15 protein-coding genes are annotated in these 22,420 nt (G+C 54.4%); 7 read left to right on the forward strand and 8 right to left on the reverse strand.

Features of this window, described 5'->3' with window-relative positions; all coding sequences use genetic code 11:
• The first annotated feature begins 526 nt into the window (after positions 1-526).
• The 3 genes from A8990_RS15725 to A8990_RS15735 all read left to right on the forward strand — a co-directional run bounded on the left by A8990_RS15725 (position 527) and on the right by A8990_RS15735 (position 4,234).
• Positions 527-1,942, forward strand: coding sequence for a spore germination protein (locus tag A8990_RS15725; protein WP_245996047.1), 1,416 nt, complete (start codon positions 527-529; stop codon positions 1,940-1,942).
• Positions 1,939-3,087: a Ger(x)C family spore germination protein gene (locus A8990_RS15730; RefSeq protein ID WP_116189999.1), complete on the forward strand. Its 1,149-nt coding sequence runs from the start codon at positions 1,939-1,941 to the stop codon at positions 3,085-3,087. The genes A8990_RS15725 and A8990_RS15730 overlap by 4 nt, the downstream gene beginning before the upstream one ends.
• A gap of 61 nt (positions 3,088-3,148) precedes the next feature.
• Entirely contained in the window at positions 3,149-4,234 is a 1,086-nt protein-coding gene (locus A8990_RS15735; protein WP_181909598.1) for a GerAB/ArcD/ProY family transporter, read from the forward strand.
• 491 nt (positions 4,235-4,725) lie between these two features.
• Here the strand turns inward: A8990_RS15735 and htpG are convergent, their stop codons facing one another.
• Positions 4,726-6,624, reverse strand: a complete 1,899-nt coding sequence (htpG, locus tag A8990_RS15740) for a molecular chaperone HtpG (protein ID WP_116190001.1) — start codon at positions 6,622-6,624, stop codon at positions 4,726-4,728.
• Between the two features lie 245 nt (positions 6,625-6,869).
• Here htpG and A8990_RS15745 point away from each other — a divergent pair, with 245 nt between their 5' ends.
• The 4 genes from A8990_RS15745 to A8990_RS15760 are packed head-to-tail and all read left to right on the forward strand — an operon-like array spanning position 6,870 to position 10,128.
• Complete coding sequence (locus A8990_RS15745; RefSeq protein WP_116190002.1) at positions 6,870-8,513, forward strand: sensor histidine kinase; 1,644 nt, start codon at positions 6,870-6,872, stop codon at positions 8,511-8,513.
• Positions 8,510-9,202: a response regulator transcription factor gene (locus A8990_RS15750; protein WP_116190003.1), complete on the forward strand. Its 693-nt coding sequence runs from the start codon at positions 8,510-8,512 to the stop codon at positions 9,200-9,202. The genes A8990_RS15745 and A8990_RS15750 overlap by 4 nt, the downstream gene beginning before the upstream one ends.
• A 15-nt stretch (positions 9,203-9,217) precedes the next feature.
• Complete coding sequence (locus A8990_RS15755) at positions 9,218-9,733, forward strand: hypothetical protein (protein ID WP_116190004.1); 516 nt, start codon at positions 9,218-9,220, stop codon at positions 9,731-9,733.
• Between the two features lie 29 nt (positions 9,734-9,762).
• A complete protein-coding gene (locus tag A8990_RS15760; protein ID WP_116190005.1) occupies positions 9,763-10,128 on the forward strand; it encodes a DUF6220 domain-containing protein in 366 nt (121 codons plus the stop codon).
• A gap of 110 nt (positions 10,129-10,238) precedes the next feature.
• Here A8990_RS15760 and A8990_RS15765 read toward each other — a convergent pair whose 3' ends face one another.
• The 7 genes from A8990_RS15765 to A8990_RS15795 form a co-directional block, all read right to left on the reverse strand.
• Positions 10,239-13,475 carry a CARDB domain-containing protein gene (locus tag A8990_RS15765; RefSeq protein WP_116190006.1) on the reverse strand — a complete coding sequence of 1,079 codons (3,237 nt, stop codon included), beginning with the start codon at positions 13,473-13,475 and terminating at the stop codon, positions 10,239-10,241.
• A gap of 60 nt (positions 13,476-13,535) precedes the next feature.
• Positions 13,536-14,987 carry an alpha-amylase family glycosyl hydrolase gene (locus A8990_RS15770; protein WP_245996048.1) on the reverse strand — a complete coding sequence of 484 codons (1,452 nt, stop codon included), beginning with the start codon at positions 14,985-14,987 and terminating at the stop codon, positions 13,536-13,538.
• A 24-nt stretch (positions 14,988-15,011) separates the two neighbouring features.
• Positions 15,012-15,896: a carbohydrate ABC transporter permease gene (locus A8990_RS15775; RefSeq protein WP_116190007.1), complete on the reverse strand. Its 885-nt coding sequence runs from the start codon at positions 15,894-15,896 to the stop codon at positions 15,012-15,014.
• Positions 15,897-15,913: 17 nt separating this feature from the next.
• Positions 15,914-16,804, reverse strand: coding sequence for an ABC transporter permease (locus A8990_RS15780; protein ID WP_116190008.1), 891 nt, complete (start codon positions 16,802-16,804; stop codon positions 15,914-15,916).
• A 77-nt stretch (positions 16,805-16,881) separates the two neighbouring features.
• Complete coding sequence (locus A8990_RS15785) at positions 16,882-18,645, reverse strand: extracellular solute-binding protein (protein ID WP_116190009.1); 1,764 nt, start codon at positions 18,643-18,645, stop codon at positions 16,882-16,884.
• A gap of 215 nt (positions 18,646-18,860) precedes the next feature.
• Positions 18,861-20,207 carry a response regulator gene (locus A8990_RS15790; protein ID WP_116190010.1) on the reverse strand — a complete coding sequence of 449 codons (1,347 nt, stop codon included), beginning with the start codon at positions 20,205-20,207 and terminating at the stop codon, positions 18,861-18,863.
• Positions 20,204-21,934 (reverse strand): sensor histidine kinase, encoded by a 1,731-nt coding sequence (locus A8990_RS15795; protein WP_116190011.1) that lies wholly within the window; start codon positions 21,932-21,934, stop codon positions 20,204-20,206. Before A8990_RS15795 ends, A8990_RS15790 begins: the two co-directional genes overlap by 4 nt.
• Between the last annotated feature and the right edge of the window lie 486 nt (positions 21,935-22,420).

Genomic DNA, 22,420 nt, shown 5'->3' on the forward strand with positions numbered 1-22,420 from the left:
GTTGCCGTTCATGTTTGTAGACATTTCCTGCGCTCAAGAGACGATGAACCCCCGTCTGATGTTGAAGCACTGATTCGAAGAAACGTTTTGCCGATTCGCCCGATTCGACCAGGGCAGCAGAATACGCGCAAAACACGCTATAAATCATCTGTAAGCTTCGTCTACAGAGTAGCATAAATCGGTTCGAATGAACATTTTTTAAGCGGATTGTCTATCCGCTTGTTTGCTGTACACTTTTTTCAGACTGCACCAAAAAAACAAACGGCACAGGGGTTTCCCTCATGCCATTTTGGATTCCATTTCTATTCTCGGTCAATGTCATTGAGTTAACTTAATGACATTGCCGCGCAGGGTCTCTTTTTTTGCTTTGTATGGTGTTGTCTCGCTTTGTCTAGCGTAGTCCGGCGGCGGTAGTGCGGTGAATGGGTAATCTTCGCATTTCAGGGAAACCTATTGTCACTAACCCCGGATAGAAAGCTGAGGAAGGCTTATGAACATCGGTACGCGTCTACAGGAGAACGAGCAATTGTTCCGGCAACAATTCCAGAACTGCTCCGATATCCAATTCCGTGAGTTCACCATAAAAGGCGGCTCCAAGCTGCTGCTCGTCTTCGTGGACGGCATGATGGATACCGAGGTCATGACGACGAACGTCCTGAAGCCGCTGCTCTACGATGGACTGCCCGAAGGGCTCGGTACGATCGACAGTATCGGTCAGATGTGCGAGCTGGGCTTATTCGCTGTCATGCAATATCAGAAGTTAACGGACAGCGGCGAGATCGTGGATGCCATTCTGAAAGGAAACGCTGCGGTTCTAGCTGACGGCGAGTCTTGCGCCATGCTGCTGGGTTGCACCAAATTCGAGAAGAGAAGCGTCGAAGAATCGAACAATGAAGCAGCGCTGCGCGGTTCGAGGGAGAGCTTCACGGAGCTGGTTCGCACGAATACGACAATGCTGCGCAGAATCATAACGACGCCTGATTTGAAGATGGAGTCCTTCCAAGTCGGCCGATTAACCAAAACCGAGGTTGTTATTTCCTATATCGAAGGGATTGCCGCTGCGCATGTGGTGACCGAAGTCCGGTCACGAATCGAGCGAATTAAGCTGGATGGCGTGCTGGAGTCGAGCTATATTGAGGAATCGATCGAAGACACGCACTATTCGCCCTTTCCGCAAATGATCATTTCGGAGCGTCCGGACGTCGTATCCTCAAGCCTTATGCAAGGAAAAGTAGCCATCTTGGTGAACGGGACGCCTGATGTCATCGTCGTCCCCATGACATTCTGGGACGGCCTGCAGGCTCCCGACGACTTCTACGAGCGCTTCCTGTTCGCTTCGTTGAATCGCTGGATCCGGTACGTATTCGCCATATTCTCGATCTTGTTTCCATCTATATATGTGGCGCTAACCAATTACCATCCGGAGATGGTTCCGCCCAAGCTGATGCTCAGCATTACGGGACTGCGGGAAGCTTCGCCCTTCCCGACGATTATTGAAATCTTCCTGATGGAAATCATGTTCGAGGGGCTTCGGGAAGCCGGCATCCGGCTGCCGCAGCAGATCGGGCCGCTGGTCAGTATTGTCGGCGCTTTGGTCATCGGCGAGGCCGCCGTTCGCGCAGGCATTATCTCCGCGCCGATCGTTATCGTCGTCTCCACAGCCGGGATTTCCTCATTCGTCATCCCCAGGTACCGCTTCAGCTTCCCGCTTCGGCTGCTTCGGTTCCCGCTGCTCATTCTATCCGCGCTGTTCGGCTTATTCGGCGTTGCGCTCGGCATCATCGCGATGCTCATTCATCTGATTCAGCTGAAACCGTTCGGCACGCCTTATCTGACTCCGGTAACGCCGCTGGTCGCGAGCAAGCTCAAGGATATCGTGCTGCGCTGGCCAAGGAAGCTGGTTTCTTCGAACTCACCGGAAGGCGGTTCCGATCAAGCATGAGTCGCATGATGAAATTAAGCGCGGTTATCGTTATCTTGCTCGTGATTACATCAGGCTGCTGGAATTTACGGGAGCCCGACGAGCTTTCTTTTATCACTGCTGCAGGGCTTGATTATAACGAACAGGGGCAGCTCGAGGTCACCTCTCAAATCGCGGTGCCTGCGGCCATCAGCGGTTCTCAGGAAGGCGGCGGTGGCAACAAAAAAAGCTTCGTCGTCGTGGGCGGCACAGGTAAGAACGTGATGGATGCCGGACAAAGCCTGCAAGCGCAGCTGCCGCGTACGCTGTTCTATGCGCATCGCCAGACGATTCTCATCGGCGAGCGGATCGCGAGGAACGGCCTCGGCAGCCTGACGGATATGTTTATCCGTAACCCGAAGTCGGAGATGCGTTCCAGCATTCTTGTCGTGAAAGGCGGAATGGCGAAGGACGTTCTGAACATTGAGCCGATGTTCGATCCTTATATCAGCACCATGCTCGTTCGCGAGCAGAGCGCGGTTGGCGCAAAGCCTTATTACTACAGACAGTTTCTTGCGGATGCGCTCTGCGAAACGATGCAGCCGCTGCTGCCCGCGGTGGAAGTCACGCCGAACAATCATTATCGCTATGTCGGCTCTGCCATTATGAACAAGGATGATAACCTTAAGCTGGTCGGTTTCTTGAATGCCAAGGAATCGTCCTATGCGAATTGGATTATTGGCCGACAATCCGCTCTGACCATCACTGCCCGTGTCGGGCCAGGTAAAGAAGAGGTCAGTCTTAGCGCGAAGGCGTTAAGCAAGAAGCTGCGCTTCGAGATGCTGGACCCGCCTCGGATTACGGTTACATTGCAGGGCACCGGTATTATGACCGAGAACAACTCGTCGTTAAACCCATCAAAGAGCGGCGATTTAAAACAGATTGAGAAGGATCTCAGCCGGGAGACGCAGGAGGAAGTCCAGGCAATGGTCGACAAGGTGCAGAAGCAGTATCGGATGGATATTTTCGGATTCGGGGAGTTCGTTCATCGTGATCACCCGCGTCGATGGAAGTCATTCCACGGCAAATGGAGCCGTACGTTTCCCGCACTTCGCATTGTGGTCAAGGTCGAGCTGCAAGCAAAAGATCCAGGCCAAACGAATACAACCATTGACAGGATGCTCTAGTTTGGGACGGGGGCAGTACGATGATTAGGTGATGCTTTGCAGAAAGGAGATGAATAGGTTCATGAAACTGACTCGTATGCAGCTATTTTGGATTGTCGCTACGATTGAGGTTGTTATGGCGGTTTGGCTGCGCATTTCTCCCGCCATCACCGATGCGAAACAGGATGCATGGCTGTCTATACTCATCGGCGGACTGATGGGCTTAGCCATGACGTTCTTTGTCGTACACCTGAGCATGCTGCATCCGAATGAGAGCTTGGCAGAATTCAGCCAGAAGCTGCTCGGCAAGTGGCTGGGCCGGCTGGTCATACTGCCTTATTTGACCGCATGGTTCATTCTTGCTGGCGATGTCATGAGGACCTTTGCCGACTTCATCCACCTCATTCTGCTGGATAGTACGCCTGTATGGGTCATTATGCTGCTGATGCTGGCACTAATGCTCTATATGACGTTAAACGGAGGCCTTAGCGGTATCGGCAGGTTCTGTGAAATTGCAGGCCCGGTTACGCTTGCGGCGCTCGTCGTCAGCTTCCTGCTCAATCTCGGCAATATCGAATGGCATTATATGAAGCCTTTCTACGCCGATTCCGGATGGCAGGCAATATTGAAGGCTTCCTATCCCCCTGCCTCCTTCTTCGGCGAATCGTTCATGCTGCTCGTTATCGTCTCGTACTTGGATAAGCCGCGTAAAGCGATGCCGGCCTCCTTGTTAAGCGTGGCCATCACACTCTTATTCGTCATCGCCGCCGCCATTACGTGCCTGCTCGTGTTCGGCCCTAATGTCGCGGCAAAGATGCGGTTCCCGTATTTCATGCTGGTGCGAACCATCGATATCTTCAACTTCATTCAGAACCTGGATATCTTCGTTATCTTCATCTGGGTGTTTGGCGTATTTGCCAAGCTGTCGTTCTATCTCTTCCTCACCAGCTCCGAAATGGCACGAAGCGCACGCATTCACAACTGGCGAAAACTAATCTGGTTCACCGCGCCGATGATCCTCGTCATCGCGGCGGTCATCCCGAACGAAGACTCCATCGAGCCGCTGCAAAAGCTATGGCGGCTCATCGTCATCCCGATCTGCGCGATCGGCATTCCGCTTATCCTGTGGATTGTTACGCTGGTGAGGAAGACGCCTACGCATGCTTGAGGTGGCGCGGGTGAGAGGCCCGGGGCTCAGCGATTCCCTGCCATTCCGCGCGTGAGAGTCGGATTTTTTTACTCTCACGTCGTTTTCGCTGCCTTATCGAGCGCGAGAGTCGGATTTTTCTACTCTCAGCACACGAAACCTCCTAATCCCCGCTCCCCCGCGCTGCGAGAGCCGGATTTTCCGACTCTCAGCACGAGAAACCTCCAGCCCCTGCCTACGACGAGAGTTGAGAGAGCCAAATCCGCACTCTCAGCTCCGTCATCGCCCCTTTTCCCACGTGAGAGAGCCTAATTGGATCTCTCAGCATACCAGACCACTCTTTTCCCGCCATCCGCAGCTCTGAGAATGCCAAATCCGCACTCCCAACTCCATATTCGTCGCCTTTCCCATGCGAGAGACCTCATACGGATCTCTCAACTCAGCTCAGCTGCAGCACAAAAAAACCGCCCGCCGCTTGATCAACTCAAGCAGCGGGCGGCAACTCCTGCACCTTATACCATTACTTTGCAAATGTCGTTCGTGAACGCCACTGGATCTTGAATCGGCAGCCCTTCAATCAACAGCGCTTGGTTATACAGCAGCTGTGTATACAGGTTCAGCTTCTCCGCATCCTTCTCCGCCGCTTCCTTCAGCGACTGGAACACCGGATGGTTCACGTTGATCTCCAGCACTTTGTCCGCTTTAACGTCCTGGTTGTTCGGCATGGCCGCCAAGATTTTCTCCATCTCGATCGACAGCTCGCCTTCGCTAGTGAGGCAGACCGGATGGCTCTTCAGCCGCTTCGATGCTTTGACCTTGGTCACTTTGCCGCTAAGAAGCGTCTGCATCTGCTCGAACAATACTTTGCTGCCGCTCTCTTCTGCATCCTTCGACGCATCATCCGCATCCGATTCGATGCCGAGGTCGCCGCTCGATACGTTCTTGAACTGCTTCTCCTTGTAGCTCATGATCGTCTTGATCGCGAACTCGTCGATATCGTCGGTGAAGTACAGAATCTCGTAGCCTTTATCCAGCACAAGCTCCGTCTGCGGCAGCTTCTCGATGCGCTCGATCGACGTGCCTGTCGCATAGTAGATGAACTTCTGATCTTCCGGCATACGCGAAACGTACTCGTCCAGCGTCACCTGCTTGTTCTCCTTCGAGGAGTGGAACAGAAGCAGATCCTGCAGCGTGTCTTTGTTCATGCCATAGTCGCTGTATACGCCGAACTTCAGCTGTCTGCCGAACGCTTTGTAGAATGTCTCGTACTTGTCGCGCTCGTCCTTCAGCAAGCTTTGCAGCTGGCTCTTGATCTTGTTCTTGATGTTCTTCGCAATTAGCGTCAGCTGGCGGTCATGCTGCAGCATTTCGCGGGAAATATTCAGAGACAGATCCTCCGAATCCACCATGCCCTTCACGAAGCTGAAGTAATCCGGCAGCAGGTCCGCGCACTTGTTCATGATCAGGACGCCGTTCGAGTACAGCTCCAGCCCCTTCTCGTATTCCTTCGTGTAATAGTCGAAAGGCGTGCTCTCCGGAATGTACAGAATCGCCTGATACACAACCGCGCCGTCCGCGCTAATATGGAGATGCTTCAGCGGCTTGTCGAAGCCGTAGCGCTTCTCGTGGTAGAACTGCTCGTAGTCATCGGCTTTCAGCTCGCTTTTATTTTTGCGCCAGATCGGCACCATGCTGTTAACGGTTTGCTCTTCTACATAGGACTCCAGCTCCGGCGCTTCGCCTTCTGCCGGCTCGCTGCCCGCCACCGGACGCTGGCCTGCCACGTCCATCTTGATCGGATAACGGATGAAGTCGGAGTATTTCTTGATAATCGAGCGGAGACGGTATTCCTCGAGGAACTCGTCGTAATTGTCCTCTTCCGTGTTCGCTTTAATATGAAGCACGATCTCGGTACCAACTGCAGCTTTCTCGCTCGGTACGATCGTATAGCCGTCCGCGCCTTCGGATTCCCACTTGAACGCTTCGCTCGCGCCAAGAGCCCGGCTTGTTACCGTCACTTTGTCCGCAACCATGAACGCCGCATAGAAGCCAACGCCGAATTGGCCGATAATGTTGTGGCCGTCCTTGCTCTCGTTCTCCTTCTTGAACGCGAGCGAGCCGCTCTTCGCGATAACGCCGAGGTTGTTCTCGAGCTCCTCTTGCGTCATGCCGATACCTGTATCGGAAATCGTGAGCACGCGGTTCGCTTTGTCCGCTGTCACTTTAATATAGTAGTCCGCTTGGTTGAAGACGAGCGAGTCGTCGGTCAACGCTTTGTAGTAAATTTTATCGATGGCATCGCTGGCATTGGAGATAAGCTCCCGCAGGAAGATTTCACGCTGCGTGTAGATGGAGTTGATCATCATTTCGAGCAGACGCTTGGATTCTGCTTTGAATTCTTGCTTAATCATTGGCTAAAGGTCCCTCCCAATTCGTAGCATCCTATTCATTAGCACTCTAATGTTCCGAGTGCTAAATCTACCTAATTTATAGCATAAATAGGAGGGTAGACACAAGCCCGTTCTGCGACTCCTTTGCTTCCGGTATGAAATTTCGTTATGTTCACATGAGAAGCCTTTTTATACTTTTTTTAGAATTGGTTTAGAAGCCGTTTAGACCTGCCGTTTACAATTAGGGAAGAAAGGGGCGTGAGCTTATGTCCATTCGAAAAAAACTCGTCCTCTCCTATATCGCCATGATCGCCATCCCTGCGTTGCTGCTCATCCTGACCGTGCTGCTCGCAGCAAGCGTGTTCATGCGCGATTCCGGCACTGATCAGGCTGACGGAGGCAAGACCGGCGTGCCGTTCGCGGCGATTCGGGGGCTGTTCGACGGCCGGAGCGAAGCGACGTCAGGGCTGCGGTTCATTGCGCAGCATGATCCGAAGCTGCTCGCGGACGCTGTCTTCCTGAAAGAAACGGAGACGGAGCTGGCGGATGTCGAAGCTGGACTTCTCGTCCTGAGCGGCAGCAATAATACAGTTGCCTATGCTTCTGCTGGATTGAATGCGGATGAAGTAAAGAAACAGCTCGCTGATGAAGTAAAAAGCGGACACGGTCGCGGCGCCGGATGGGGTCCTCCTTGGCAGCGTGAGCGCGGCAGCGGTGGCGGCAGCGGCGGCAATAACGGCCAACTGAGCCTGAATCAGATTGCCTTCACGCAGCCGGACGGGCAGCCGGGAACGGTCGTCATTGTATTGGACATGGAGCCGGTCGCCCGCTTCTTCCGACGTTTCTTCCCGACTGTGCTGCTGACGCTGATCGGCACGCTGATTCTGACGAACGGCCTGCTCACCTACTTCGTGTCGCGCAGCATCATTAAGCCGCTCTATGCATTGAAAGATGCGGCAAGCCATATTCGCGAGGGCAATCTGGAGCACAGGCTGCAGGAACAGTCGCTGAATCGGCAGGATGAAATCGGCCAGCTGAGCCGATCGTTCGAGGAGATGCGCGGAAGGCTGCAAGCTTCCATCGGCGCACAGCTGCAGCTCGAGCAAAGCCGCAAAGAGCTGCTCGCGAACATTTCGCATGACTTGAAGACGCCGATTACCGGCATACAAGGATGCGTTGAATGTTTGCGGGATGGCATCGCGGATACGGTGGAGAAGCGCAGCAAATATATCGACATGATCGCGAGCAAGACGAGCGACATGAACCGGATGATCGAGGAACTGCTCCTCTACTCGACCCTCGATATCGGCAAGCTGCCGTTCAATTGGGAGCGGCTTGATGCCGCGGAATATATGCGGATGACCGTCGATGAGCTGTGCCAAGACCCGCGAATGGCAGGCGTCTCGCTGACCTATGCGAGCAGCCTTGAGCCTGGCGGCGCAGATACGCATAAGCCGGTCTGGATACGGGCAGACCGCGAGAAGCTGAACCGAGCGCTGCTCAATATCGTCGGCAACAGTCTCAAGCACATGGAGCACGAGCCAAGAGAGCTTCGCTTCGAACTGCATGTGCTCGACAACGACAGCGGCAGTTCAGCCGCGACGGCGGTGCCTTCAGTCGTCGCGATCCGCGTGACCGACAACGGCACAGGCATTCCGGCCGAAGCGCTGCCGCATGTGTTCGACCAGTTCTACCGCGCGGAGCAGTCGCGCCGCACCGACGCCGGCAGCAGCGGACTCGGGCTCGCCATCGTGAAGCAAATTATTGACGAACATGGCGGTACGGTAGAGGCGCGCAGCATGATCAATAAAGGCACGACGATTGAGATGAGGCTGCCAGTCACTCGCATAGATACCGTCGATGATGATGATAGTGATGATGGTGACCGACTGAAAGGAGACCAGCTGTGAAGAAGCGGATATTAATTATCGAGGACGATCCGGTTATCGCCGAGGTGCAGAAGGATTATCTGGAGGCTAGCGGATTCACAGCTGACATCGCGAGCCGCGGCGACCAAGGGCTCGAGCTGGCGCTGCAGGGCGAATACGATCTGCTGCTGCTCGACCTCATGCTGCCGGGCTTGGACGGCTATGAGATTTGCCGCAAAGCGCGCGAAGCAAGCAATCTGCCGATTCTGATCGTCTCCGCGAAGAAAGAGGAAGTGGACAAGATTCGCGGCTTCGGGCTCGGCGCGGACGACTACATTCTGAAGCCGTTCGGGCTTGGCGAGCTTGTTGCGCGGGTAAAAGCACATCTGGCCCGCTATGACCGGCTCGTCGGCAGCGGCGAATGGCGGCGGGATGAGCTGACCTTGCACGGCATCCGCATCGACCGGCAGTCGCACCGCGTTTACGTGAACGAGACCGAGGTTTCTTTTACCGCGAAGGAATACGATCTGCTGCTCTTCCTCGTCAGCAATCCGAACCGCGTCTTCCGCAAGGAGGAGCTGTTCGAGCGGATCTGGGGGCTGGACGCGCTCGGCGATCATGCGACCGTCACGGTCCATATCAGCAAGCTGCGGGAGAAGATTGAACGCGATCCGTCCGCTCCGCAATACATCGAGACGATCTGGGGCGTCGGCTACCGCTTCAATCTGTAGGAGGTCTTTAACGCGATGAATCAACCGAACAAATTATCTCTAACGCAGCGAAGGATCTGGCTGCTGCTCCATATCCTCTTCGCCTCCATCATGCTCGGCGTGCAGGCTGTCTTCATCATTCTCGCCTTGACCGCTTCCGTCACGGATAACGGCACCGTGCTGCAATCTTGCTACTATATCATGCACCTATTGGCGACATCGAGCGTGCGAGCCTCTACAATCGGCACGACCGTAACCGGCATTATCCTGTCGGTCCAGACTCCGTGGGGACTCTTCCGCTACTACTGGATTATTGCCAAAGAAGTGCTGACGCTGCTCGCCATCGTTGTTGGCCTATACGGGTTATATGAATGGACGATGCACGGACTTGCCCGCATCGACGCCGATGGGCTGGACGCTTGGCATGCGTCAGGCTTCACCGTCAATCATGTATCGCTGTGGGTCGGAATTATCATACAAACGCTATCGCTGATTGCCATGTTTATTTTGTCCATATGGAAACCGGGCGGCAAACGCAAAAGCCGGATCTAACCTAATCCCAAAAGGAGAGCTGAAACCGCATGAAACGCACTTCTCAAATCATCTATTATGTATTGGCGTGGCTGTTCGCCGCGTCCCTGTTCGTTCAAGTATTCCTCGCCGGTCTGGCCATCTTCAATAACGGCGACTGGTCGATGCACAAGTCGTTCATTCATTATTTTGAATTCACGCCTGTCATTATGATCATCTTCGCAGCGCTTGGCCGCTTGGGCTGGCGGACGATTACATTGTCGGCTGTCCTGTACGTGTTTATTATCTTCCAATACATCTCGGTCAACCTGGATGCGCGCGTTCTCGCCGCGGTTCATCCGGTAACGGCGCTTCTGCTGCTGTGGACCATTCTCCATCTGATCCGCCGCTCGAATCCGTGGAAGCGACAACCGTAACGGTTGCCACAGCGCCTATTCGTTAGGATTACGCTATATTCTTATCACCTTCCAAGGCAGCACAAAGTCCGCAACCACGCACGGTTGCGGACTTTATTTTCACAGCCAGACTACCAGTTGTTCCCCGATCCGCTCACCGTTAAGCTCGCCGAATCGTTCTTGAACTTGCCTGATGGCGCGACGTTGACCGTATTCGAATTGAATGCGGCGGAGCCGTTCGCCGACCCTCTAACATAGACGCCGTACGTGCCGGAATTGTTAATGGTGTTCGACGTGAAATTCATCGCCGTGCTGCCGCTCGGCTCTTCGATGAATACGCCGGAGTACGTGCTGCTGTCGATCACATTGTTCGTCACATTAACGGTCAGCCCGGACGCCAGACCGTTGTTGTTCACCCAATAGCCCCAGATCGCGCCGATTTGGTAGCCATAATCGTGATGATAGGAGCCGCTGCGCACCAGCTTATTATCCGAAATCGTCAGCGTCCCTGTAAAAGCAGTCGGAGCATGGTTCGTGCCGAACTGAATGCCGGAACCGTTATCGATCGTATCCATCACGAGGTTATGGCTGACCGTGTTGTTCTTGCCGCCGTAAATGCCGATGCCGTTCGCCAGGTTCGGAATTTGCACCGTGTTGTACCGGAACGTGCTGCCCTCCACCGTGCCCGCGCCGCCGTTCAACGACTTGGACCACATTGCCATGCCGTCATCGCCGTTGTTGCGGAAGCTGCTTTGCTCCACAATCGTATTCAGCGTGCCGCCGTTAATGTTGATGCCGTCCGCCCATGTGTCGCGAACTCTCAGCTTGGACACAAGCGCATTCGCCGTTCCTTCATTCAGCCACAGGCCGACCTTCGTGTGCTCGATCCACAGATTCATAATGGTGGAGTTCAGCGCATTGCCCTCAATGCCAGCAATACCCGATGCATTCGAACGATACGTCTCCTCCGCCTTGATCGTGAAATCGGACAACGTTACATTGCCCCCCTGCAACAGCAAGCCCGCATACGCGCCTTGCAGCGTCGAACGCCAAATTCCAGCGCCTTTCATCGATACGCCGCTTGGCAGCTTAATCTTCGTTGTGCCTCTTGTTCCCGTGTTGAAGTCGAAGTTGCCTTCCGGAATCCAGACGCCCTTGATCGTCGTTCCGTTCACTGCGGCAATCGCTGCGGTCATCGCTGCCGTGTCATCGGCACCATCATTCGCGACTGCGCCGTAATTCGTAATCGACACGTAATCGGATGGCTTCGTAAGCGCCGCCGGCACCGCTTCGGTCTCCATCAGATCGATCAGCACGTACGAGTTGCCGGAAGGATTGGAATCATTCGCATCCCATTGCAGCTTAATTTTCGTGCCTGCCGCATATTGCTGCCCCAGTAATACACGAGATTCGTCAAAATAGCGGTGATGGTTCGTGCCAGGCGTATTCGACCACTGCATCTCGCCACCGTCAGAGCCGTATTGACCGTACTGATGCGAGTAGCGATTCGTCAGCTGAATATCGGCTGCATGCGTCGTGCCCGCATAGATGCTGAGGTTCTGATAAATATCCGAGCCTGTTGCACTATCAGGCATCGAGTAGCGCACGACGATGCCCTGCGCAGCATTGGCGAGCGTCAGTTCAACGGACTGTCCTTGCGCGAGACGAACTGCTCGTCTGCCCGACGCTTCCGACTCCGCCGTTGTCCATGTCGTGCTCGGACCGGTGACCGAACCGCCGACAATCGTCAAGTCCTCCGCTTCATAGCTATCGTAAGGCACCGTTGCGCCATAGCTCTGAATCGTGCCTATAGTCAAGCTCTCGCTGTAGCTGTTATTCGTCTCGTCCAGCTCACTAATGAGCGCTGTCTCATCGACAATTGCATTCACGGTATGGATGCCGTTCGCCGCCGTCCATGAGCCGCCGCTATTCTGCGTCAACGTAACAGATGCACCAGCTGCGATGGACGTCGTGTAGTTGATGACGGAGCTTACCTTCGTGCCGTTCACATAGAAAGAGACATTGCTTGCCGCGCCCATTGGAGTAGCCGCTGTACCTTGGTTATTCACGACGGCGCTGAACGTCACCGCGTCCCCTGCAGCCGGAGCCGACGGAGACCAACTGATGTCCGTCACGACCAGATCAGGCTTGCTTGGCACGCTGACGGCAATGCTCTCATCGAGCGTATTGTTCGAATCATTGGATTCCGGAATCCGGTTAATATCATCGACAAAAGCTCGCACGGTCTGCGTTCCCGCCACCGCCGTCCATGACGCCTTCGAATTCGGACCGCCTGTCGCCGTAAGCGTTACCGATGCACCTGCCGCGATCGACGACGTATAGTTGTCGCTCCAGCTGACCGTTGTCCCGTTAATGGCGAACAACACGCCATGAATCGTACCGGCTGGCGTAGCTGCAGTGCCTTGGTTCTTCACTACTGCACTGAATGTCACTTCGTTGCCTGTCTGCGGCGATGCCGGCGACCAGGATATATCCGTTACGACCAAGTCCGCCGTGCCCGTGCCGGAACCAATCGTAATCGTCTCATCCAGCGTGTTATTCGCATCATTCGATTCTGTGATCCGGTTAATATCATCCACGAACGCCCGCACCGTATGGGAACCGGAAGCAGCCGTCCAGCTCGCTTTCGAGCTTGGGCCGCCTGTTGCCGTGACTGTTACCGATGCGCCTGCCGCGATGGACGACGTATAGTTGTCACTCCAGCTCACGGAAGTGCCGTCCACAGTGAACAGGACGCCATGCACTGTACCGGCGGGCGTTGCTGCCGTGCCTTGATTTTTCACGACGGCGCTGAACACCACTTCATTGCCGGTCTGCGGCGTTGCCGGTGTCCACGCTACGTCGGTCACGACAAGATCAGGCGTTCCGGAAGCGCTTCCAATTGTGATGCTCTGATCGAGCGTGTTGTTCCCGTCGTTGGATTCGGCGATGCGGTTAATGTCATCGACAAACGCACGCACCGTATGCGTGCCGGACTGTGCCGTCCAGCTCGCCTTCGAGCTCGGGCCGCCTGTTGCGGTGACCGTAACCGACGCGCCAGCTGCGATTGACGACGAGTAGTTGTCGCTCCAGCTGACGGATGTGCCGTCCACGGTGAATAATACGCCGTGGATTGAACCGGCTGGGCTCGGATCAGCACCTTGGTTCTTGATCGTTGCGCTGAACGTGACCTCATTGCCGGCAGTTGGACTTGCAGGTGACCAGGTGATGTTGGTGACGACAAGGTCAGGGCCGCCTGCCGCTCTCGCGACTTGCGGGGTGAGTGCGAGCGGTGAGACGAGAAGCATGAGAACGGTAAGGACCAGAAACGACTTGCTTAAGCCAAGCTTCCGAAATGCGTTCAACATTATTAAGCCTCCTCTTGTGATAGAAATAGGAATTGCCGCAAACGCGGCAACGACTATTCCTTACTTCGTATAAATCACATATGCCCACGGCTCCAGCTCAATTGACTGTTCCGATTGCACCACAACCTGCGCGCCGTCAGGGAATGACTTGTAGCTGCCCGTAGCCGCCTCTGCCTTGAACGATCCCTTCACCGTCTCGCCGGACAAGTTCATCGCAACGATAACGGTATTGCTGTCTTTCGTTCGTTCGAACGCGACCAGATGCTTCGTGTCACTGACCGCCAGCGTGTGATAAGGTCCGCCTGCCTTGCCGTTCCAGAGCGCCGGATTATCGTGCTTCAGCTGAATCAGCTTCTGATAGAACGGCGTCATGCCGAGATCATTCCACGGAATCTCGTCCTTGTCGAAGAAGAGCAGCCGCTTGTTCAGACCCGCTTCCTGACCGGAGTAAATCAGAGGCATGCCCGGCATCGTGAAGCTAAGCGCCGCCATCGGCCTCACCGCATCCTTCAGCCGCTCATACTCCGTCCCCGTCCATGAGTTTTCGTCATGGTTGGACGTGAAGTTAAGCGAATAGGTGCCGCCGGGGAACATCTTCGCCATGCGCTCCCCATACTTGCTCACTTGATCGGCATTTCCCAATCCCTTGGCAATTCGATTCATCATGCTATACAGCTGCCAATCGTAGTTGGCGTTGAACGCATGGTTCAGCAGCCCAATCTGCTGATCATCCTCCGCAAGCATATAGAGAGGCTTCACCTGTTCCAGCTCCGCCCGCGCCTTCTCCCAGAAGGCGGTCGGCACGCCGCTGGCATAGTCGCACCGATAGCCGTCGATGTCGAACTCCGTGACCCAATATTTCATGGCATCAATCATCGCTGCCTGCATATCCGCACTCTCATAATTCAGGTCAGCGACGTCCGCCCAGTCCGTCCCTACTGGCTGAACAATATTGCCTGCCTCGTCCGTCGTATACCAGCCGGCATTCTTGGTCCACGCATTATCCCAACCGGTATGGTTCGCGACCCAGTCGAGCATGACTTTGAAGCCGAGCTCATGCGCCTTATCCACCAGCGCCTTGAAGTCGTCCGCGCTGCCGAACTCCGGATTAACCGCCTTATAATCGTCAACCGCATAATAGGAGCCGAGCGAGCCGTTGCGCTTCGTCTTGGAGATCGGATAGATCGGCATCAGCCACAGCACATCGACGCCCAGCTCCTTGAGCCGCGGAAGATGCGCTTCGAAGGCTTTGAACGTTCCTTCCTTCGTATACTGCCGGACGTTCACCTCGTACATGACGGCTTTGTCCGACCAGGCCGGAACTGGCGTCGGTCCGGTCAGCTTCTTCACTTGCACCGCTGTTGTTGCCGTCGCCGATGCCCCCTTCGAATTCTCAGCATCCGCAGCAGCTCCACCTTTATCCGAAGAGGAGCCGCTGCATCCGGCAAGCACAGCCAAGCCCAACATGCACACCGCCACAAGAAGCCCGGCATAGCGTATTGCCCGTTTCACCACCTGACCTCACCATCCGTTTCCTTATCCTTTTACAGAGCCAAGCGTGATCCCTTTGACAAAATACTTCTGCAGAAACGGATAAATCACGAGCAGCGGCAGCATGGAGATGAAGATCTTCGCCGCGTTGAGCGTCTGGTTGGACAGCTCGGACGCCCGCTTCACCGACTCCTCGTCCATCTTGGTCGGATCGATAACGACTGCGACCTGCCGAATATAGGATTGCAGCGGATAATGGACCGACTTGTTCATAAGCACCAGCGCTTGGAAGAACTCGTTCCAATGGTACACGATCGTGAAGACGAGCACCGTCGCCAGCACAGGCATCGCAAGCGGCAGGAAGATGTTGAACAGAATGCGCCACGGTCCAGCTCCGTCCATAAGCGCCGATTCTTCCAGCTCCTTCGGCATATTGCGGAAGTAGTTCATGACGAGAATGACGTTGAACACCGGAAGGCCGCCGCCGAGCACCAAGCCCCAGATGCTGTTGATCATGCCGAGCGATTTCATCGTCAGATACCAAGGCACCAGGCCGCCATTGAACAGCATCGCGAACACGAGAATCCACATAATGACGTTTCTTCCCCGGAAGTCGCTTCCGTTCTTCGAGAGCGGATACGCCATCAGCAGAATGACGAAGAACGAGATCGCCGCCCCGTAGATGACACGCTGCACGGAGATGAAGAAGGACCGGAAGAACTGGCCGTCATGAATAATCGTTTCATAAGAGCCGAAAGTGAACCCTTTGGGCCAGAGGAACACCATCCCTGCCGACGCGGCGGCTTTGTCGCTTAGCGAGATCGATAAGGTGTACCAGACCGGCAGCAGGCACATGAACATAATGACGAGGAGCAGGACGATATTTAATCCGTTAAACCATTTCGAGACCGCCGAGCGCTCGGTAACCATAAGCTTTCATCCTTTGACTAGAAAATTCGATAATTGGCGAACCGGTAAGCAAGCCCGTACGACAGCGAGATAAGGAAGAGACCGACAACCGACTTGAGCAAGCCCACCGCGGTCGCGAGGCCATACTGCATATCGATAAGTCCCGCCCGGTATACCCAGGTGTCGATAATATCGCCGGTGGAATACACCGTCGGATTGTATAAGTTGAAGATTTGATCGAAGCCCGCGTTCAGGATATTGCCCATGCTAAGCGTGGCGAGAAGGACCGCAACCGGCAGAATACTTGGCAGTGTAATGCGGGTGAGCCGTTTCCACTGGGATGCGCCATCAATCGCAGCGGCTTCGTACATCTCCGGATTAATGGAGGTCAGCGCCGCGAAGAAGATGATTGCATTGAAGCCGAACTCTTTCCACACGTCGCTCCCTACGATCAGAGCAGGGAATGAATGCGCATCTGCGAAGAACAAGCTCTTGCCGAGTCCTAAGCTGGACAAAATCTGATTGACCGGACCGTTATACGAGAAGATGTCCAGCATCATGCCCGCCACGATCACCCAGGATAAGAAGTGCGGCAAGTACACGATCGTCTGCACCGTTCTCGTAAACAATCTATTTTTCACTTCGTTCAGCATTAGCGCGAAGATGAGCGGCACGATGAGATTGGCGATCATTTTGGCTAACGCGATGAAGATCGTATTCCGAAAGATAAGCTTGCTGTCGTCGAGCTCGAACATATATTGAAAGTTCTCGAGGCCGATCCAAGGCGATTTCAAGATGCCGATACCCGGATTGAAGTCCTTGAACGCCGTAAGTATGCCGTACATCGGAAATAAATTATAAATGAACAGCCAGATCAGTCCCGGCAGCAGCATGAGATAGTAATGCTTCGCAAAGCCTTTGGTTCGCATCCCGATTTCCCCTTATTAGGAAGTCAAGACGAGTAACAAGTACCCGTCTTGACCGCATTTCTGATTGATTCAAACGATTATTTCAGCTCGTTAACTTCTTCCGTAATCTTGTCTCCGCCTTGATCCTTCCACTTCTTGACGAACGTATCGAACGCGCTGATGTCTTCGCTGCCCATAATGATCTTCAGGAATGTCTCGTCCTCAAGCTTCTTCAGGTTGCTCCATCTCGATTCCATCGTCTTCGTCTGTGCGGTTGCAATGCTTCGTACCCAGTTCACATCGGCGTCAACGAAAGTCGATCCGCCGTTCAGATGCGCATAGATGTGCGTGAAGAAGCCTGTATCTGCCTGCTGGTCGAACGTGCCGATATCGTAGCTGTCGAACGGCTCTTTCTTGATCGCTTTCACGTGCTTCGCCATCTCGTAGGCCCAGCCGTAATTCGCTTGGTCGAAGTCTTCGATCTTCATTTCGCCCTTCAAGTACTTGCGCAGCGAATTAACTGCATACTCCAATTGGTCGCCGGCGCCGAGAATGAGGAACAGCGGCACCTCTTGGGATGTCATTTGCTTGCCTGCAGTCAGCTTGTTGAACTCCTCGTCCTTGCCCCATTTGTGTATCGAAGTCATTTTGATAATCGCTTCCGGATGCTTCGCTTCTTTACTTACAACGATGTAGCTGCTACCTGTTGCTTGGTTCGAGTTGAACTTGCCCGCTGCATCAAGCGGTGCTGCATAGGCACGCCAGTTGGCTTTCGGATCGTTCTTGATGTTGTCCGGAATGTTGTTGTATGCCGACCACCATGGACCGAAGAAGATACCTGCTTGACCGCTCGCCACAACCTCGGCCGTGCTTTTGCGAACGCCCATTTCCTTATCGAGGATCCCTTTGGCATACCAATCTCTCATCATTTCAAGTGCTTTCTTCGTCTCTTCCGTTGTGGAGCCATATACGGTATTGCCGTCTTTATCCTTCGTCCAAATGCCCGGATAAGCATCGTTCGCAAAGAACAACGGGGAGAAATTGTACCAGTGGTCGGTCGAGCTCAGGAACGTCGAGTAGAGCGTGCCGCCCTGCTGCGTGCCGACGATACCGATCGTCTTGTCGCCGCCCATTTTGTTATCGATGAACGCTTTCGCAATGTTCTCGAGATCCGCAAGCGACTTCGGCGGCTGCAATCCGAGCTTGTCGAGCCAGTCCTTGCGAATCCAAGTGAGCGGCGCGGATGGCAGCGTCGTCTCCGGAAGTGCATAGAGCTTGCCGTCAAAAGTAACGCTGTCGAGCAGACCCGGGTTGGAGTCGTAAGTCGCCTTCAGCTCAGGGCTAGCGTACTTGTCGTATACGTCCTTCAGATCCGCCAGCTGGCCGGCCTTCACCATCTGTCTCAGCTGCGTTTCGTTAACCACCATCGCGTCGGGCAGGTCGTTGCTGGAGATCGCAAGGCTCACCTTCTGCTGGTAGTCCGTTCCTTGCGCCGCTTCCCACGCATGCTTGATCTCGATGTTGAATTTATCTTTCAGCCAGCGCGTGTACACATTGTCTTCCGCCGTATCCGTGCCGTCGAACTTGTAGTTCGGGTCGATCGCTCTGCCGATGGATACTTCGACCGGCTCGGCGAACTTCGCGAACGGATCTACCGCTTCCTCGGTTGCTGCCGCGTTGCTGCTGTTGCCGCTTGCTGTGTTGGTCGCCGCTGCATTGCCGCTGTTATCTGTTTGGTTGCTGCCCTGCGCATTGTTGCCCGCGTTACTCGTGTTATTGCCGCCATCATTGCTGCTGCCGCAAGCGGACAAGCTCGCCGTCACAAGCATGACAGCCATGGCCGATAATAGACTTTTCTTCATCGTGCTGTGCTCCCCCTAGAGTTTATTGTCAAGCTGAGCCCCCGGCTCATTCATCGTCTTTAAGACATTTTCAATATAGCACGGCCTTTCGCAGCCTTAGGATAGAGCGCCATTTCGGATCAGGTAGACGATTCTTCGCACGCTAATAAAGAAGTCCGAAAACCGTCTACCCCGCTTTCGGACACTTCTCTACCCTTATGTACGTAAGAAAGACTTCAGTTCTCGGCCATCTGCCGGAATTCGCTAGGCAGGACGCCAACCTGTTCACGAAACAGCCTGCTAAAATACTTCTCGTCACTATAGCCGATTTGCTCGGCAATCCACTGGATCGTCTTCGTCGTCGTTCGCAGGTACGTCTTCGCGCGCTCCATCCGGATATCCCGGACATAGTCGGTGTACGTCTGGCCGACGTATTGCTTGAAGCATTGGCTGAAATAGCTGCTGCTCATGCTGACCATCTGCGCGATATCCGCGGCCGGAATCGGTTCGGTAATGTTCTGCTGCGCGAGGTTCATCGCCTTCACAATGCTCGTCTGAATCTCCTTCGAGAATTGCGGCTTCGTATTCGCCTCCCGAATGCTGTCCCGCACGCCCCGCAGCCATGCCTCGAAGTGAAACCAGCTCGAGAAGAAATCTTCTATATGAATCGGCTCGGGCAAAATCTGCTGATACAGCCGGTTCCACTCGTCGGACAGCGAGAAGAAGATGCGGGCAAGCCGGATCGGCGGCATTTTGTCATGCTTCAGTTCCTGCAGCATGGCTTCGTATGCAGCATCTTCGTAGATCCAGTCCGCGGACAGCCACTTGGACTTGATCTGATCCATGCTGACGCTGCTCTCGCCCCGCTCCTTTTGTAGAAGCTCAGCCGCATCGATGGACTGGTATGCCACCGCTGGGTCATAGTCATAGAACAGATCACTCTTGCGATAATTCCGCAGCAGCTGCAGCGTCGTCTTGCGATCTATGTCGAGCATGTTCCGAAAGCAGACGAGCGCATAGTTGGACGGTTCAGGCGTGTATCCTTCCGGCAATCCGCCGCTCCAGTACCAGATCCCGGACTCCGCTTCCATTGCGTTCGCGGGAGGTATGGCTTCGTCCTGTTGCGACTGCAGCGCGTATAGTACAAACAGCTCATCGGTCCACGCCTCGTCTGTCTCAGCTGCTGCTTTGGCTTGCGAGTCCTTCTGCCCCATGAGCGTCTTGATGCGGCTGAGTACCTCCTCGAACTGTTCGCGCTCCAGCTGCACCTTCGCGATATAATCAATCGCGCCTAGGCGGAGCGCCTCCTGCACATATTCGAAGTCCTGATGCAGCGTTAGCACCACAATCTGAACCTGGGGATATCGCTGACGAACGATCCGCATCAGCTCGATGCCGGACATGACCGGCATGGATAGATCGGTAATAAGCAGATCGATCTTGCACTCTTCCATGAACTTCAGCGCATTCTCGCCGTTGTTCGCTTCGCCGGCAACCTCCATTCCGAATTCCTTCCAGGGCATCGCGGAGGCAAGCCCTTTGCGCACCAGCTTGTCGTCATCTACGATTAATACTTGAATCATGCGCTTTGTTCACCTCCCGCGGGGAGCCGCAGCGATACGACGGTCCCTTTGCCAATCTCACTTCTAATCTCAAGCTGCGCAGCTTCGCCATAGGTCGCCTGCAGAATTCGCTTCACATACCTCATACCGATACCCATGCCTACCTTATGGCTTTCCTTCGTATCATCGTAGAGCAGCCGGTTGATCGTCTCCTGCTGCATGCCTGCGCCGTTATCTTGAATCGTAATGTGCAGCTCTCGTTCCTTCAGCTGCATGCCCACGTAGATATATCCGTCATCGCTAACCCCGTGGTAGAGTGCATTTTCCACCAGCGGCTGCAGTAAGAAGCGCGGACAAGCGATAGAGAGCGCCTGCTCCGGAGCGTCGATATCGACATCGAACTGGAAATCGTAGCGGATCTTCTGCAGCTGCAAATATTCTCTCAGTGCCTGGATTTCGTCCCCGATCGTCGATGCCTCGCCCATTTTGCCCAGGTTATAATGAAGCAGTTTGTTTAGGGAGAGCACCAGCTTATCAATCTCCGTCTGCCCGTTCATCAAAGCGAGCCAGTGCACCGTATCGAGCGTGTTCATGAGGAAATGCGGATTGATCTGATAGAGCAGCTTCTCCACTTCCAGGTCAGCCCGCCGCTTCTCCTTCGCTTCGACTTCCTCGTACAGCGCCCATATCTTCCCCTTCATGCTGCGCGTCTGATAGAGCAAATAATCGAACTCCGGAATATGCGTCACTTCCGCATGTTCCTTCTCATTCGAGTCAATTAGAGACTTAATCTCCGAATGGAACTTATCGAGCGGCCGGTAGACCATCTTGCGCAGCAGCCAAGAGAAGAACACCGCAACGACCAGGAAAATGAGGAAGATGCCCGTAATCTGCACCAGCCACCGGTTCCGCTCCCGGTTCAGCTCGTTCTCCGGCATGACGGATACGATGCTCCAGCCTTGATTGCTGAACTCCCGGTTCCAGAAATAATGACCGTGATAGCCGGACAGCTTCTTGGAACTAGACTCCGGGAACATCGTCTGCTCGGGAAAAGCATCAGGCACTTCGCTGAATGCGACACGTCCTTCGGTATCCAGAATAAGCAGGCGGCGCGGGCTGTTCTTGCGGTTCTGCGGCGCAAAGAGCGACTGAATGGCGTTGCGTCCTGTTTCTATGTATAGGTAAGCATCCTGATCCGGAATATTGACCTTCCGCATAATGCTGAACACATACTGGTTAATCGACCCGTTGTAGCTTTTATATGGCCCGTAATAGGTAATCTCCGAGAACTTCGCGAGCACCGGAAGCTGATCCGGCGTGAATCTTCCTCTTACTCTGAAATTCTCGAAGTTGTAGTAGTCCGTCTTCGGGTTGTAGTACATCATGAGACCGACGTTCGGATTGGAGAAGCTGATGACGTTCAGCTCGCTCTTGATTTCATTCGTCAAGCGCAGCCGCTCGTATGGTTCCGTCTCCTCCGCCAGCTGCTCGAGCAGTTTATTCGTTCCCCCGCCGTAAGCGAGCTGCTGGGAAACGTGGTTCAAGTTATTGAGCGCATTCTCCAGCGTCATCAGGTCCTGATTCAAGTTGCTCTGAAGCGCGCTCTCGACCTTGTTGCCGATAATGGAGTCGATGGTATAGAAGGAAATAATTCCGAGACATAAGAGTGGAGCTAACGTGCTGATCAAGAAAATGAAGATGATTCTGTTCTTGAAGGTAACGTTTCTAAACCGCAGATTAGGCTTCATAAGCGGGTCGGTCATCCTTTCTCGCCAGTGGCGCGAGGCAAGTGTAAACGGCTGTCGCCGTCCATCCTTCTGAGGCAAAAGCTAACGTTTCACAGAGAAATCTACGCAAAGTATCGTTCGAAAAGGCCAGAAAACTACCAACTCTAATCATACCTTGAAACGACAAAACTCGCGTGGGAGAAAATGCGGAATTGGGGTGGGTAAATTTTAGTGGAGATGGTTGCTTGGCGGCGGATGGTACGCGAGGGCGCGGGGTGGCGGGAGGCACGGGGCGAAGGGAGAAACTGAGAGGCAGATTTTCCGACTCTCACTCAACCAAACCGCCGCTAATCGGGGCGCGCGAGCTCTGAGAGTCGGGTTTTTCGACTCTCAGGCGCAAAAACGCGGGGAGTTGCGTGCGAGAGGCGGATTTTCCGACTCTCACTCAACCAAACCGCCGCTAATCGGGATGCGCGAGCTCTGAGAGTCGGATTTTTCGACTCTCAG

Source organism: Paenibacillus taihuensis, assembly GCF_003386535.1.
GTDB classification, from domain to species: Bacteria; Bacillota; Bacilli; order Paenibacillales; family Paenibacillaceae; genus Paenibacillus_Z; species Paenibacillus_Z taihuensis.

Excerpts from the sequence above, each read along its gene's own strand:
- A8990_RS15730 (WP_116189999.1), top strand. The coding sequence starts at position 1,939 with ATGAGTCGCATGATGAAATTAAGCGCGGTTATCGTTATCTTGCTCGTG.
- A8990_RS15735 (WP_181909598.1), top strand. The coding sequence starts at position 3,149 with ATGAAACTGACTCGTATGCAGCTATTTTGGATTGTCGCTACGATTGAG.
- htpG (WP_116190001.1), bottom strand. The coding sequence starts at position 6,624 with ATGATTAAGCAAGAATTCAAAGCAGAATCCAAGCGTCTGCTCGAAATG.
- A8990_RS15745 (WP_116190002.1), top strand. The coding sequence starts at position 6,870 with ATGTCCATTCGAAAAAAACTCGTCCTCTCCTATATCGCCATGATCGCC.
- A8990_RS15755 (WP_116190004.1), top strand. The coding sequence starts at position 9,218 with ATGAATCAACCGAACAAATTATCTCTAACGCAGCGAAGGATCTGGCTG.
- A8990_RS15760 (WP_116190005.1), top strand. The coding sequence starts at position 9,763 with ATGAAACGCACTTCTCAAATCATCTATTATGTATTGGCGTGGCTGTTC.
- A8990_RS15765 (WP_116190006.1), bottom strand. The coding sequence starts at position 13,475 with ATGTTGAACGCATTTCGGAAGCTTGGCTTAAGCAAGTCGTTTCTGGTC.
- A8990_RS15775 (WP_116190007.1), bottom strand. The coding sequence starts at position 15,896 with ATGGTTACCGAGCGCTCGGCGGTCTCGAAATGGTTTAACGGATTAAAT.
- A8990_RS15780 (WP_116190008.1), bottom strand. The coding sequence starts at position 16,804 with ATGCGAACCAAAGGCTTTGCGAAGCATTACTATCTCATGCTGCTGCCG.
- A8990_RS15785 (WP_116190009.1), bottom strand. The coding sequence starts at position 18,645 with ATGAAGAAAAGTCTATTATCGGCCATGGCTGTCATGCTTGTGACGGCG.
- A8990_RS15790 (WP_116190010.1), bottom strand. The coding sequence starts at position 20,207 with ATGATTCAAGTATTAATCGTAGATGACGACAAGCTGGTGCGCAAAGGG.
- A8990_RS15795 (WP_116190011.1), bottom strand. The coding sequence starts at position 21,934 with ATGAAGCCTAATCTGCGGTTTAGAAACGTTACCTTCAAGAACAGAATC.